The 13589-nt window shown below is 59.6% G+C and carries 13 protein-coding genes; 6 read left to right on the forward strand and 7 right to left on the reverse strand.

Translation table 11 applies throughout. The features are described from left to right. Positions 1–252 precede the first annotated feature (252 nt). Positions 253–2391, forward strand: coding sequence for a catalase HPII (gene katE, locus AAEZ05_RS13765; protein ID WP_350647762.1), 2139 nt, complete (start codon positions 253–255; stop codon positions 2389–2391). 122 nt (positions 2392–2513) lie between these two features. Here katE and AAEZ05_RS13770 read toward each other — a convergent pair whose 3' ends face one another. From AAEZ05_RS13770 to zur, 4 genes are read right to left on the reverse strand one after another with little or no spacing between them, the layout of a single operon-like run. Continuing rightward, entirely contained in the window at positions 2514–3230 is a 717-nt protein-coding gene (locus AAEZ05_RS13770; RefSeq protein WP_350647764.1) for a PA5502 family lipoprotein, read from the reverse strand. A gap of 37 nt (positions 3231–3267) precedes the next feature. Next, on the reverse strand, positions 3268–4056 hold the full coding sequence (gene znuB, locus AAEZ05_RS13775) for a zinc ABC transporter permease subunit ZnuB (protein ID WP_045059110.1): 789 nt from the start codon (positions 4054–4056) through the stop codon (positions 3268–3270). Further along, on the reverse strand, positions 4049–4834 hold the full coding sequence (gene znuC, locus AAEZ05_RS13780; protein WP_045059111.1) for a zinc ABC transporter ATP-binding protein ZnuC: 786 nt from the start codon (positions 4832–4834) through the stop codon (positions 4049–4051). Before znuC ends, znuB begins: the two co-directional genes overlap by 8 nt. Next, on the reverse strand, positions 4834–5316 hold the full coding sequence (gene zur / locus AAEZ05_RS13785; RefSeq protein WP_045059112.1) for a zinc uptake transcriptional repressor Zur: 483 nt from the start codon (positions 5314–5316) through the stop codon (positions 4834–4836). Before zur ends, znuC begins: the two co-directional genes overlap by 1 nt. A gap of 66 nt (positions 5317–5382) precedes the next feature. On the opposite strand from zur, the gene znuA reads away from it, so the two are divergent. Further along, positions 5383–6303: a zinc ABC transporter substrate-binding protein ZnuA gene (znuA, locus tag AAEZ05_RS13790; RefSeq protein WP_205891827.1), complete on the forward strand. Its 921-nt coding sequence runs from the start codon at positions 5383–5385 to the stop codon at positions 6301–6303. A gap of 125 nt (positions 6304–6428) precedes the next feature. Here the strand turns inward: znuA and AAEZ05_RS13795 are convergent, their stop codons facing one another. Both AAEZ05_RS13795 and AAEZ05_RS13800 read right to left on the reverse strand, forming a co-directional pair. Next, the gene (locus tag AAEZ05_RS13795) at positions 6429–7379 is read right to left on the reverse strand and encodes a homoserine kinase (RefSeq protein ID WP_045059113.1); all 951 of its coding nucleotides are present in this window, start codon (positions 7377–7379) and stop codon (positions 6429–6431) included. Positions 7380–7437: 58 nt separating this feature from the next. Further along, a complete protein-coding gene (locus AAEZ05_RS13800) occupies positions 7438–7728 on the reverse strand; it encodes a DUF2782 domain-containing protein (protein WP_045059114.1) in 291 nt (96 codons plus the stop codon). Between the two features lie 74 nt (positions 7729–7802). Here AAEZ05_RS13800 and polA point away from each other — a divergent pair, with 74 nt between their 5' ends. After that, positions 7803–10571 carry a DNA polymerase I gene (polA, locus tag AAEZ05_RS13805; protein ID WP_045059115.1) on the forward strand — a complete coding sequence of 923 codons (2769 nt, stop codon included), beginning with the start codon at positions 7803–7805 and terminating at the stop codon, positions 10569–10571. A 378-nt stretch (positions 10572–10949) separates the two neighbouring features. Here the strand turns inward: polA and yihA are convergent, their stop codons facing one another. Beyond that, positions 10950–11594, reverse strand: coding sequence for a ribosome biogenesis GTP-binding protein YihA/YsxC (gene yihA / locus AAEZ05_RS13810; RefSeq protein ID WP_045059116.1), 645 nt, complete (start codon positions 11592–11594; stop codon positions 10950–10952). A 191-nt stretch (positions 11595–11785) separates the two neighbouring features. Here yihA and AAEZ05_RS13815 point away from each other — a divergent pair, with 191 nt between their 5' ends. The 3 genes from AAEZ05_RS13815 to AAEZ05_RS13825 all read left to right on the forward strand — a co-directional run bounded on the left by AAEZ05_RS13815 (position 11786) and on the right by AAEZ05_RS13825 (position 13576). Beyond that, a complete protein-coding gene (locus tag AAEZ05_RS13815; protein WP_045059117.1) occupies positions 11786–12076 on the forward strand; it encodes a c-type cytochrome in 291 nt (96 codons plus the stop codon). Positions 12077–12122: 46 nt separating this feature from the next. Continuing rightward, a complete protein-coding gene (locus AAEZ05_RS13820; protein ID WP_350647767.1) occupies positions 12123–12734 on the forward strand; it encodes a c-type cytochrome in 612 nt (203 codons plus the stop codon). Between the two features lie 200 nt (positions 12735–12934). Then, on the forward strand, positions 12935–13576 hold the full coding sequence (locus AAEZ05_RS13825) for a thiol:disulfide interchange protein DsbA/DsbL (protein ID WP_045059119.1): 642 nt from the start codon (positions 12935–12937) through the stop codon (positions 13574–13576). The last annotated feature ends 13 nt before the right edge of the window (positions 13577–13589 follow it).

Raw genomic sequence — 13589 nt, forward strand, 5'->3', positions numbered from 1 at the left:
TTGTGGGGCGCGTTGGAAAAGGGTCAGCGGTTAGCCGGGCGCGCATTTTAGCCTGTCCGTATAGAGGTTCTTAGCATTTATTTCGCATTCAACCAGCGATTTGGCAATAACGCGATCAAAGGTCAGAAAAAAGGAACGGCTGAAACAGTCACCAGTCACTAATTAGGCAGCTCGAGAATCGCCAGGTGCCGTGCCTGGAACATTGCTCACAAGTCCGGCTAGGACGAGATCGCAACGAGGAGTTTACGACTGATGAGTACCAAGAAACCTGCCACACCTAAAAGCGAACTGGCCGGGACCGATACCCTGGACCGTAACAATACCAATACCAAGCTCGACAGCCTGGAAACATTCCGCTCCGACGCCACAGGCCAGGCCTTGCGCACCAATCAGGGCGTAAAGGTTTCGGACAATCAGAACACGTTGAAGGTCGGCGCGCGCGGGCCTTCGCTGCTCGAAGACTTCATCATGCGTGAAAAAATCACGCACTTTGACCACGAGCGTATTCCCGAGCGTATCGTCCACGCCCGCGGCACCGGTGCTCATGGATACTTCCAGGCCTACGAAAACCATGCGGCATTGACCAAGGCCGGTTTCCTCCAGGACCCGGGCAAGAAAACCCCGGTATTCACCCGCTTCTCCACGGTGCAGGGCCCTCGCGGCTCGGGCGATACCGTGCGCGATGTGCGCGGTTTTGCCGTGAAGTTTTTCACCGACGAAGGCAACTTCGATCTGGTGGGCAACAACATGCCGGTGTTTTTCATCCAGGATGCGATCAAGTTTCCCGACTTCGTCCACGCCGTGAAACCTGAGCCCCACAACGAAATTCCTACTGGCGGCTCTGCCCACGATACCTTCTGGGACTTTGTTTCGCTGGTCCCGGAGTCGGCGCACATGGTGATCTGGGCCATGTCCGACCGCGCGATTCCCAAGAGCCTGCGCAGCATGCAGGGCTTCGGCGTGCACACCTTCCGGCTGATCAACGCCGAAGGCAAATCGCGCTTCGTCAAATTCCACTGGCGCCCTTCCAACGGCACCTGCTCGCTGGTTTGGGATGAAGCACAGAAGCTCGCCGGCAAAGACACCGACTTCCACCGTCGAGATCTGTGGGAAGCGATCGAGATGGGCGATTACCCGGAATGGGAATTGGGCGTGCAAATTGTCGAAGAGGAAAACGAGCACTCCTTCGACTTCGACATTCTCGACCCGACCAAGATCATCCCTGAGGAAATCGTGCCTATCACGCCACTGGGCAAAATGGTGCTGAACCGCAACCCGGATAACTTCTTCGCCGAAACCGAACAGGTCGCGTTCTGCCCGGGGCACATCGTGCCAGGCATCGATTTCTCCAATGACCCGCTGCTGCAAGGCCGGCTGTTTTCTTACACCGACACGCAGATCAGCCGTCTTGGCGGCCCCAACTTCCACGAAATCCCGATCAACCGTCCGGTGGCACCGTTCCACAACGGCCAGCGCGACGCGCTGCACCGCACCACGATCGACAAGGGCCGTGCGGCCTACGAGCCTAACTCCATCGACGGCGGCTGGCCGAAAGAGACGCCGCCGGCGGCACAGGACGGTGGTTTCGAGTCCTATCCCGAGCGCATCGACGCCAACAAGATCCGCCAGCGCAGCGAGTCGTTCAGCGACCACTTCTCCCAGGCGCGGCTGTTCTTCCACAGCATGAGCAAGCACGAGCAGGAGCACATCATTGCGGCCTACAGCTTCGAGCTGGGCAAAGTCGAACGTGAGTTCATTCGTGCCCGTCAGGTGAACGAGATCCTCGCCAACATTGATCTTGAACTGGCCGCACGCGTAGCCGCTAACCTCGGTTTGCCGGCACCCAAGGCCGGCACGGTCGATGTGCCGAAGACGTCGCTGGATCGCTCACCCGCGCTCAGCCAGGCCAACCTTCTGCCCGGCAACATCAAAAGCCGCAAGGTGGCGATTCTGGCGGCCAACGGTGTCGATGGCGCAGCGATTGATGCGCTGAAAAAAGCGCTGGCAGCCGAAGGGGCACACGCCAAGCTGCTGGGGCCGACTTCGGCACCCGTGAAGACCGCTGAGGGCAAGACACTGCCGGTGGATGCGTCGATGGAAGGCTTGCCGTCAGTGGCGTTTGACGCGGTGTTCGTGCCCGGTGGCGCAGCCTCGATCAAGGCCTTGAGCACCGATGGGGTGGCGCTGCATTACGTGCTGGAAGCCTACAAGCATCTGAAGGCGATCGCTTTGCACGGCGAAGCCAAGCAGTTGCTGGACGTGCTGAAGCTAGAGGCGGATGCGGGATTGATCGTGGGAGCGGATACGAAGCTGTTCAAACCGTTCATTGCAGCGATCGGGCAACATCGGGTCTGGGATCGTGAGCCGAAAGCCAAGGCGGTTCCGGCTTAATATTTGTTGCGTTTGTAAGGATGCCATCGCGGGCAAGCCTTGCTCCCACAGGGTTTTACGGCTGAACACACAGGCTGTGATCAGCGCTAACCACTGTAGGAGCGAGCTTGCTCGCGATGCTTTTAAGGTTTGCGAGGGCTCAAAACAATTTGCGCAGGAATATTGCGCAGAATCTGCTTCTTCAGCTTCAGATCAAAGCCCGAATCCAGCTTCTTCACTCGCTTGGTCAACAAAGTTGCCAACCATGGATAGTCCTGGGTGCGCGGCGCCTGAATGCTGACATCGCACTGATAATTCACTACATCGGCAGCGATCGCGTCCAACTGGCGGCGCAACTTGGCCATATCTGTCAGGTTTAGCGCCACCGTGGTGCTTTCGGCCGTAGGGTCGATGACTTTGGCCGGTGGCTTGGCTTCGGCCGCCATGAGCGCCGCTTCCGCTTTATCCAGTTCGGCCTTGCGTGCATTGACGATGGCATTGTTGACTCCGCCGGTCAGCGCGGGTGCCTTGGGCATCAGCGCCCGAGCCCGGCTGAGGGCCGTGGCGGCAGCATTCACATCACCTTTTTGCAGCACAATGCGGCTACGCAGCAGATAAGCCTCGGCCAATTGACGCTGGTACTGCTCGAGCGATTGGTCATTCGGGGCCTCGGCCTGCAAGGCAGCCAGTTGCCCTTCGGCAGTCGCCAGCTCACTGCTGGCGAGGCTTTGTTCCAGTTGCGCGACAGCCGCAGCTCGCGCATCAGTGACCTCGGGGGTCGCCGGTGGCGTACTTTGGCAAGCGCCCAGCAGCATGGAAAATGCGACAAGGAGCAGATAACGGGAGGTGAACGGCTTCATTCCTGCGACTCTCTATTTGCGCAAAAAACGAGCAAGTCTACACCCCTCGACGGGGCAGGACAAAACTCAGCAGAAACAGCGCGGCCGCCGTCACCACAATCGACGGGCCCGCCGGAGTGTCCTTGAACCAGGACAACGCCAGGCCGCCACACACGGCGAGCATGCCCAGCAGGCTCGCGCCCAGTGCCATCTGCTCCGGCGAGCGAGCGTGACGCTGCGCTGCCGCCGCCGGAATGATCAGCAGCGAAGTGATCAGCAACACCCCGACAATTTTCATCGCGACCGCAATGACCACGGCAATCAGCAGCATCAAGGTCAGGCGCAGAGATGCCACCGGCAACCCCTCAACCTTGGCCAATTCCTCGTGCACAGTGATGGCCAGCAAAGGTCGCCACATCGCCAACAGCACCACAAGAACCGCCGCACTTCCGCCGAGAATCCAGGCCAGATCGCCGGGACTGATGGCGAGCAGGTCGCCAAACAGATAGGCCATCAGGTCTATCCGCACTTCATGCATGAAGCTTAGTACCACCAGGCCCAATGAGAGGGTGCTTGGTGCAAGAATCCCCAATAGCGTGTCCGACGCCAGAGGCTGGCGTTGCTGCAAGGTCACCAGCAGCACCGCCAGCAACAGACAGCCCACGGTGACCGCAACGGCAGGACTGACATCCAGCAGGAAACCCAAGGCTACCCCGAGCAGGGCGGCATGGGACAGGGTGTCGCCAAAGTAGGCCATGCGCCGCCACACCACAAACGAACCCAGCGGCCCCGCCACCAGCGCCAGGGCCAAGCCTGCAAGAAGGGCGTAGAGCAGAAAATCAGCCATGCTTGCAGCTATCTCCATGAACATGGGTAGAGGCCGGTGAGGCCGTACTGACCACCGAACCATGCAGGTCATGGGCATGGTCATGGTGGTGGTGGTAGATCGCCAGGCTTTGCGCGTTCTTGCCGAACAACTCGACAAAGGCCGGATCGCCGCTGACTTGCTCGGGGTGCCCGGAACAGCACACATGGCGATTCAGGCACACCACCTGATCGGTCGTGCTCATCACCAGGTGCAAGTCGTGAGACACCATCAGGACGCCGCAACCGTGGCGATCGCGCAATCGGGTGATCAGGCTGTAGAGCTCGGCCTGACCCGCCACGTCCACGCCCTGTACCGGCTCATCAAGCACCAGCAGTTCAGGTTCGCGCAACAGCGCGCGGGCCAGCAGCACCCGTTGCATCTCGCCGCCGGAAACACTTTGCACCGGGCTGTCGATCACGTGCTCGGCACCGACTTCCTTCAAAGCAGCCAAGGCCCTGGCACGGTCTACACCCGGCACCAGGCGCAGAAAGCGCAGCACCGAGAGCGGCAGCGTCGGGTCGACGTGAAGCTTTTGCGGCATGTAACCAACCCGCAGCTTCGGCTTGCGCCAAACGCTGCCACTGTCCGGTTTCAACAGACCTAACACGGCCCTTACCAAGGTCGTCTTACCCGCACCGTTCGGACCGATCAAGGTAACGATCTGCCCGGGTTCCACGCCAAGTTCGATGTTATCGAGGACGTTTTGCCCGGCGAAGGTTACGGTAACCTGTTCAAGACGGATCAGCGCGTTGCTCATCAAGCCCCCTGGCAACCCGAGCACAGCCCGACGACCTCAACGGTCTGGCCTTCAACCACAAACCCGACATCACTGGCGCTGTCGATGATCGCGTCGCTGATGGACTTCTGTTCAAGCTCGATAGCTGCGTGACACTCCCGGCAGATCAGGAACTGGCCCTGATGCGCATGCTCGGGGTGATTGCAGCCGATGAAAGCGTTGAGTGACGAGATCCGGTGCACCAGGCCGTTTTCCAGCAGGAAATCCAGGGCCCGGTATACGGTAGGCGGTGCGGCTCGTCGGCCGTCCTGTTCGCTGAGCACCGCAAGAATGTCGTATGCCCCCAGCGGCTTGTGGCTTTGCCACACCAGTTCCAGCACCCGACGGCGCAAGGCTGTCAGGCGCAGGCCTTGACGCGCGCACAGGGCGTCAGCCTCCGACAGAGCGCTGTGGACGCAATGAGAGTGGTCATGGGGACGGCTGGCTATCGGTGTTTTTGGCATGAGCGGCGACGAGTTTTGTGAGAGACGTTATTATGTTACCCCTTCTCGCCTCTTCGAGTGGTCATTGTGTCCCGACTTTTTTCTTTCTTTGTTACATTTCTCGCCAGTTTGATCATGATGGCCAGTGCCCATGCCGAGGTGCGGGTGTTGACCAGCATCAAGCCTCTGCAACTGATCGCTGCGGCCGTCCAGGACGGCGTGGCGATTCCGGAAGTACTGCTGCCGCCTGGCGCTTCTGCGCACAATTATGCCCTGCGCCCATCCGATGTACGAAAGGTGCAGGCCGTCGATCTCGTCTACTGGATCGGCCCCGATATGGAAGGCTTCCTGCCTCGCGTGCTGAAAGGTCGCACGCTGCCCAGCGTCGCCGTGCAGGACCTGCCGGGTCTGAAATTGCGCCATTTTGCCCAAGACAGTCATTCCCATGCCGAGGAAGCGGACGAGCATGATCATGATCATCGTCCGGGCAGCCTGGATGCGCATTTGTGGTTGTCCCCGGTCAACGCCCGGGTAATCGCCACGAAAATGGCCGCCGACCTCAGCGCTGCGGACCCCGCCAACGCTGCGCGTTACGAGAGCAACCTCAAGGCCTTCGATGAGCGCCTGGATGCACTGGACCTGCGTTTGAAAAAGCGCCTGGCAGCCATCGCCGACAAACCGTACTTCGTGTTCCACGAGGCCTTCGACTACTTCGAGGACGCTTACGGCCTCAAGCACGCGGGTGTGTTCAGCGTTGCCGCCGAAGTGCAACCGGGTGCCCAGCACGTTGCCGCCATGCGCACGCGACTGCAGGAAGTCGGCAAGACCTGCGTGTTCAGCGAACCTCCATTACGCCCGCGCCTGGCGGAAACCCTGGTGGCTGGCCTCCCGGTGAAACTGGCAGAGCTGGATGCGCTGGGCGGATACACGCCAGCGACCGCCCAGGGGTATGAGCAGGTGCTGGAGAAGTTGGGCAATGATCTGGCGGGGTGCCTGGAGTCACTGTAAGCAACACCACCCCCCTGTAGGAGCGAGCTTGCTCGCGAAGAAATCTGCAGCAATGTGGGGTGCCAGGCACCCCGCGTTATCGTTGACGACCCTCGCGAGCAAGCTCGCTCCTACACGTAATGGGGTTACAGGGCAAACGGCAGCGGTGTACTCACCTTCTGCCGCTGCGCCAGCCGACGCTGGAACTCCATCGGATCGTGAATCAACACATCCTGGCCGGCAAACGACTCGGCGGCGATCAACCGCGACAGCCAGAACCGCACGCACGCCACTCGCAGCATGGTCGGCCACAACTCAGCCTCCGCCGCGGTGAAGGGACGCAAGCCTGCATAAGCCCCCAATAGCGCCCGGGCCCGCGGCCCATCAATGACTCCGTCTTCGTCCGAACACCAGTCATTCAAGGCGATCGCGACGTCGTACAGCATCGGCCCGGAACAGGCGTTGTAGAAGTCGATCAATCCGGTCAGGTGCGTGCCTTCGAACATCGCGTTATCGCGAAACAGGTCGGCGTGGATATTCGCCCTGGGCAGCGCCAGAATTTTCGTCTTCTGCCGGTTGATTTCGTCCAGCGCGCGCTGCAGCAACTCGTTCTGCTCGGCATCCAGGTGCGAAAGAAACTGCGTGCCCTCCTCCAGCATCCAGTCCAGGCCGCGATCGGTCTTGCGCTTGATCATATTGGCCTGGGTGGCCAGGTGAAGGTGGCCGAGCAGCTCACCGACCTGAGCGCAATGCTGCGCGTTGGCCTCCTTGATGTGCTTGCCCGCCAGGCGCGGCTGCAACAATGCAGGTTTGCCGGCCAGTTCACGCAGGGCCACGCCATCGGTGGTGCGCAAGGCATAGGGCACTGGCAGGTCGGCAGCGTGCAGCACGTCCAGCAGTTCAATGAAGAACGGCATTTCCTGCACCGGCCCACGCTCAACCAGGGTCAGGACGAACTCGCCCTGCTCCAGGCTGATGAAGAAATTGGTATTTTCGCTACCGGCGGCGATCCCCTGGAAATCAAGCAGGCGGCCGAGCCCGTACGGGGCGAGAAAGGTTTCCAGCTCGGGCCGAGCCAGGGGGGTGAACACAGACATGTTTTAACTGCCAGTACGGGCGCCGCCGGGTCAGCCAGCGCCAATTGAAATTAAGAAACTACTTCCACTCGAAGATCTTCCACGACGGAATCAGCATATCTGGCTGATCCGAGCGGATGAAGTTTGCATCGGTCCCGTCTGCGCGCACCAGGAAATACGGCGGCGCTCCCTTCGGCGTGACCTTGATCGCATACAGGAAGCCGTTTTGACGGTATTCCTGAATGACCTTGTCGCCTTCCGTGCGAATGGTGACATCCGGGTCCGAGGATGGCGCATCGTCCGCTGCCATGACGGCCAACGGTGTAATTGCAAACAAGCCAGCCAGCAACAGGCGATTTAGTGTGCGCATGATAACCTTGTCCCTTTGTCGTCAACGGTCCCGCTATTCTAGCGCCGGACCCGCCGAAAAGGTTGATCCTGCTCATGAGCCAAGCCCCCCTCGTCCTGGTGGACGGTTCTTCTTACCTGTACCGCGCCTTTCACGCGCTGCCGCCGCTGACTACTTCCAAAGGCCTGCCCACCGGCGCGGTCAAAGGCGTGCTGAACATGCTCAAGAGTCTGCGCAAGCAGTACCCGGACAGCCCCTTCGCTGTGGTGTTCGACGCCAAGGGCGGGACGTTCCGCGATGAGATGTTTGCCGAATACAAAGCCAACCGCCCAAGTATGCCCGACGACATGCGCGTGCAAATCGAACCGCTGCACCAGAGCGTGAAGGCTTTGGGCTTCCCGTTGCTGTGCGTCGAAGGCGTCGAGGCCGATGACGTGATTGGCACGCTGGCCCGCAGCAGTGCGGCGGCCGACCGTCCGGTGGTGATCTCTACCGGTGACAAGGACATGGCACAACTGGTCGACGGCCACATTACCTTGGTCAACACCATGACCGGTAGCGCGCTGGACGTAGAGGGCGTGAAGGAGAAATTCGGCGTCGCTCCCGAGCAGATCATTGATTACCTGGCATTGATGGGCGACTCCTCCGACAACATTCCAGGCGTGCCGGGCATTGGACCCAAAACCGCATCCGGGCTGCTGGTCGGCGTGAATGGCGGATTGACCGAGTTGTATGCGCAGCTCGACATCGTTCCGACCTTGCCGATTCGCGGCGCCAAGACCCTGCCGGCCAAGCTTGAAGAGCACAAGGAAATGGCATTCCTCTCCTATCGCCTGGCCACGATCAAGATCGACGTCCCTCTCGACATCGGGCTCGACGACCTGCAAATGGGCCAGCCGGACCACGACAAACTCGCCGAGCTGTACACGCTGCTCGAATTCAAGAGCTGGTTTGAAGACAACCAGCGTGAGGCCAAGCGCTCGGGCCAGGAGATTGTCGAAATTGCCCAGGAACAGCCGGGCGCCGTCGAGGCTCAATACGAAACCATCCTTGACCAGGCACGCTTCGAAGCCTGGCTGGACAAGCTCAACAAGGCTCCGTTGATTGCGTTTGTTACTGAAACCAATGGCGGCGATGCCCAGCACTCGCAACTGGTGGGCCTGTCCTTCTCCGTTGCCGCAAATGAAGCAGCCTACATTCCCCTGACCCACTCCTACATGGGCGTCCCGGAACAGCTGGATCGCGACAGTGTTTTACTGGCGTTGAAGCCGCTGCTGGAAAATCCGCACAAGCTCAAGGTCGGCCAGCACGCCAAGTTCGAAACCAACATCCTGGCCAACTGCGCTATTGGTGGCGATCAGAGCAACGGGATCACGGTTCGGGGCATTGCCTACGACACCATGCTCGAATCCTATGTACTGGACTCGACGGCAACGCGCCATGACATGGACAGCCTGGCGCTGAAGTACCTGGGCCAGAGCAAGACTGACATTCAGGAGATCGCAGGCAAAGGCGTCAAACAGCTGACTTTTGACCAGATCTCCCTGGAACTTGCCGGCCCCTACGCCGCCGAAGACGCCGATGTGGTCTTGCGTCTGCACCTCGCCCTGCAGGAAAAACTCGCAGCGACACCGAGCCTGTGCAAGGTCCTGGACGAAATCGAAATGCCGCTGATGCCGGTGCTGGCGCGCATCGAGCGTCAGGGCGCGCTGGTGGACGCCAATCTGCTGGGCATCCAGAGCGTTGAGCTCGGCGAAAAACTCGTCGCCCTTGAGCGCGAGGCGTTTGCCATCGCCGGCGAGGAATTCAACCTGGGCTCACCCAAGCAATTGGGGGTGATTCTTTACGAAAAACTGGGTCTGCCAGTCCTCAGCAAAACCGCCAAGGGTCAGGCCTCCACAGCCGAAGCGGTACTGGCCGAGCTGGCCGAACAGGATTATCCGCTGCCCAAGGTGCTGATGCAGTACCGCTCGCTGAGCAAACTGAAAAGCACCTATACCGATCGGCTGCCAGAGCAAATCAATGCGCGTACCGGCCGCATCCACACGTCCTATCAGCAGGCCGTGGCGGCCACCGGACGCCTGTCGTCGATCGACCCGAACCTGCAGAACATCCCGATTCGCACCGCAGAAGGCCGGCGAATTCGCCAGGCGTTCGTTGCGCCGAAGGGCTACAAGCTGCTGGCGGCGGACTATTCGCAAATTGAACTGCGGATCATGGCCCACCTGGCCAAGGATGAAGGACTGTTGCATGCCTTCCGCAATGATCTGGACGTGCACAGGGCCACCGCCGCCGAAGTGTTTGGCGTCGAGTTGGCCGATGTCACCACCGACCAGCGCCGCAGCGCCAAAGCGATCAACTTCGGCCTGATCTACGGGATGAGTGCGTTTGGCCTGGCCAAACAGATCGGCGTAGATCGCAAGCAGTCCCAGGCGTACATCGACCGTTACTTCGCGCGCTACCCGGGCGTACTGCAATATATGGAGCGCACCCGCGCCCAGGCAGCCGAGCAAGGTTATGTCGAGACCATCTTCGGCCGCCGCCTGTACCTGCCGGACATCAACGCGAAGAACCCGGCCCTGCGCAAAGGCGCTGAACGCACAGCGATCAATGCCCCCATGCAGGGCACTGCGGCGGATATCATCAAAAAAGCCATGGTGGCGGTGGATAACTGGCTGACCGCGTCCGGCCTGGATGCCAAAGTCATCCTGCAGGTGCACGATGAACTGGTGCTGGAGGTGCGTGAGGATCTCGTGGACCAGGTGCGCGAAGAAATCCGCACTCACATGAGCAATGCCGCGAAACTGGACGTGCCGCTGCTGGTCGAAGTCGGTGTGGGTAATAACTGGGATGAAGCTCACTGAGCCCCAATTCATCCCATACTGCAGGGGCGAGATCGCTCGCGAATAACCTGAGGGCGTCGAAGATGATCTGGCGCCCCGCAGAATCGCTAGACCATCGCCCGGAGCAAGTTCTCTACAGGAACCGCACCGCGGCAATTAGTCGCGGCCTCGCGGGTTAGACCGTAATGTTCTTGGGGTTATTCCAAACGCATTCGAAAATAATCTGAACTAAAGCGCCAAATCACCACTCAGAGTTACTGAATGGCTGGTGAAGCCCTTCGATGCTCCTATGTTGTGTTAAGTGTTGGCAGATATCTGGACCCCGCCCTAGCGGTCCAGAACTTGAACCCCGGAACTTCCCCCTCCCCATAGAAGTCCGGGGTTTTTTTTGCCCGCGATTTATTGCTCGGCCGTTTGCGCACCCTTGTCTGCCAGTTCCATCCAGCCCGCCAGTACAGTGTAGGCGTCTTCCAGGCCCAGGCGCTTTGGCGCCGAAAATAGCTGGATCGAGATCGCGTCGCCCCAGCCTTTACGGATGTCCGACTGCACTTTGAGCAGAACGTTTTTCGCCGCGCCGTAGGTCAGTTTGTCGGCCTTGGTCAGCAGGATGTGCATCGGCATGCCGCTGGCGACAGCCCAGTCGAGCATCAACAGATCGAAATCGGTCATTGGATGACGGATGTCCATCATCAGGATCAGACCTTTCAAACTCTCGCGACCACCCAAATACGCTTCCAGGTGACGCTGCCAGTGCAGCTTCAGCGGGATGGGTACTTTTGCATAACCGTAGCCCGGCAGGTCGACCAGACGGCGATCATCGTCTAGCTTGAAGAAGTTCAAGAGTTGCGTGCGACCGGGCGTTTTCGAGGTCCGCGCCAGGCTGGCATGCGTCAGGGTGTTCAACGCGCTGGATTTACCGGCGTTGGAACGGCCGGCAAAAGCCACTTCGAAGCCTTCGTCGTCGGGACATTGATCGACTTTGGCAGCGCTGAGCATGAAGGTGGACTGTTGGCACAGGCCGAGGATGGGGTTCTTGAGTTGCATGGGATTTCCGATGTGGGCGGCGCCGGGAATGGACGCGGCGAGCAGTGTCGTTTCCGTTTCAGTGACGCCAGTATATAATGCCGCAGATTTTGTGTGCGCTTTGTCCCAGCGTAGGATGAAGAACACGAGAGCGATAGACCTTGATTGCGCATCAGAACGCAGCACGCTCTCAACCCTGAAAAGGTCGTTTTATGACGAAATGGCTGCTAGCTGCCGGTATCTTGATGCCGCTTTACAGCGCTCAGGCTACACAGGATCCGGAAGCTGTGTACAACCGTGTTTGTGGTGCCTGTCATTCCGGCCAGCTACCCATGGCGCCCAGAAAGGGCGATCAGGCAGCTTGGACGCCGAGGTTGGCGAAAGGTATGGAGACGCTGGTGCAACACGTGACCCAGGGTTTCAAGGCGATGCCGCCGCGTGGTTTGTGCATGGACTGCAGTGCCGAGGATTACCAAGCCATCATCCAGTGGATGAGCGAGTGATCCCGGTCCATAACTCTTTAACCCTTAGCCGTAGTTGGATTAGCTGATGAACAAATTGATCGTGAGTCTGCTGTTGACCGTGGGGATCTCCGGCATTGCCCATGCTGCAGGTGATGCGACTGCTGGTCAGGCGAAAGCCGCAGTATGTGGCGCCTGTCATGGCCCGGATGGCAACAGCATGGCGCCTAACTTTCCGAAACTGGCAGGCCAGGGCGAACGTTATCTGAACAAGCAGTTGCACGACATCAAGTCCGGCAAGCGTGTCGTACTGGAAATGACCGGCCTGCTGACCAACCTGAGCGATCAGGACCTGGCTGATATTTCCGCCTACTTTGCCAGCCAGAAAGGCAGCGTTGGCGCCGCCGACCCGAAAGTGGTGTCTCGCGGTGAAGCCTTGTTCCGTGGTGGAGACCTGGCCAAGGGCCTGCCTGCCTGCACCGGTTGCCACTCGCCTAACGGCGCCGGCAACGCTGCTGCCGGCTTCCCGCACCTGGGTGGCCAGCACGCTCAATACATTGCCAAGCAACTGACCGACTTCCGCAAGGAAGAAGGCGGCCGCACCAACGACGGCGACACCCAGACCATGCAGACCATTGCCAAACGCCTGAGCGATGAAGATATCGCCGCGGTGTCGAGCTACATTCAGGGCCTGCACTAAGGCCGGCTGATGGAGCATCACGGGGGACGGACATCTCCTGCAATGTTAACGCTCCATTAATCCGTCGCAGCAAGTATAAAAAGGGTGGCTCTGGCCGCCCTTTTTTGTGGCCGCTGCCGTTACACTACAGAACTCAAGCCCGCCATGACCTGTCTCAATACAGGTCGCGCGAGGCGACCAAAATTGTCCAGGAGTAAAGCATGCGTAATCTGATCATCAGCGCCGCTCTCGTCGCTGCCAGCCTGTTCGGCATGACTGCACAGGCAGCCGAAGCACCTGCCGCCCCCTATGTCGAACTGAGCAACCCGGTTCAGGTCGCCGTGCCCGGCAAGATCGAGGTGGTAGAGCTGTTCTGGTATGGCTGCCCGCATTGCTACAAATTCGAGCCAGTGATCAACCCTTGGGTTGAAAAATTGCCATCCGATGTGAACTTCAAGCGCATCCCGGCGATGTTCGGCGGCCCTTGGGACGCCCACGGCCAAATGTTCCTGACCCTGGAATCGATGGGTGTCGAGCATAAGGTTCATGCCGCCGTGTTCAAGGCGATTCAGGAAGAACACAAGAAACTGGTAACTCCGGAAGAAATGGCCGAGTTCCTGGCAACACAAGGTGTCGACAAGGATAAATTCCTCGCTACTTTCAACTCCTTCGCCATCAAGGGCCAGGTCACTCAGGCTCGCGAACTCGCCAAGAAGTACGAGATTACTGGCGTGCCAACCATGGTCGTCAATGGCAAGTACCGTTTTGACATCGGCTCTGCCGGCGGCGCCGAACAAGCACTGCAACTGGCCGATAAGCTGGTCGAACAAGAGCGAGCGGCTAACAAGGCTGCTGCCAACTAAGCGCGGGGCCTGC

It is taken from the genome of Pseudomonas sp. HY13-MNA-CIBAN-0226 (assembly GCF_040310305.1).
GTDB lineage: Bacteria > Pseudomonadota > Gammaproteobacteria > Pseudomonadales > Pseudomonadaceae > Aquipseudomonas > Aquipseudomonas gregormendelii.

Bases quoted from the DNA above. Each gene is read 5' to 3' on its own strand.
- katE (WP_350647762.1), top strand. From the start codon at position 253: ATGAGTACCAAGAAACCTGCCACACCTAAAAGCGAACTGGCCGGGACC.
- AAEZ05_RS13800 (WP_045059114.1), bottom strand. From the start codon at position 7,728: ATGCGCACACTAAATCGCCTGTTGCTGGCTGGCTTGTTTGCAATTACA.
- znuB (WP_045059110.1), bottom strand. From the start codon at position 4,056: ATGGCTGATTTTCTGCTCTACGCCCTTCTTGCAGGCTTGGCCCTGGCG.
- AAEZ05_RS13820 (WP_350647767.1), top strand. From the start codon at position 12,123: ATGAACAAATTGATCGTGAGTCTGCTGTTGACCGTGGGGATCTCCGGC.
- polA (WP_045059115.1), top strand. From the start codon at position 7,803: ATGAGCCAAGCCCCCCTCGTCCTGGTGGACGGTTCTTCTTACCTGTAC.
- AAEZ05_RS13795 (WP_045059113.1), bottom strand. From the start codon at position 7,379: ATGTCTGTGTTCACCCCCCTGGCTCGGCCCGAGCTGGAAACCTTTCTC.
- yihA (WP_045059116.1), bottom strand. From the start codon at position 11,594: ATGCAACTCAAGAACCCCATCCTCGGCCTGTGCCAACAGTCCACCTTC.
- AAEZ05_RS13815 (WP_045059117.1), top strand. From the start codon at position 11,786: ATGACGAAATGGCTGCTAGCTGCCGGTATCTTGATGCCGCTTTACAGC.
- znuC (WP_045059111.1), bottom strand. From the start codon at position 4,834: ATGAGCAACGCGCTGATCCGTCTTGAACAGGTTACCGTAACCTTCGCC.
- AAEZ05_RS13770 (WP_350647764.1), bottom strand. From the start codon at position 3,230: ATGAAGCCGTTCACCTCCCGTTATCTGCTCCTTGTCGCATTTTCCATG.
- zur (WP_045059112.1), bottom strand. From the start codon at position 5,316: ATGCCAAAAACACCGATAGCCAGCCGTCCCCATGACCACTCTCATTGC.
- AAEZ05_RS13825 (WP_045059119.1), top strand. From the start codon at position 12,935: ATGCGTAATCTGATCATCAGCGCCGCTCTCGTCGCTGCCAGCCTGTTC.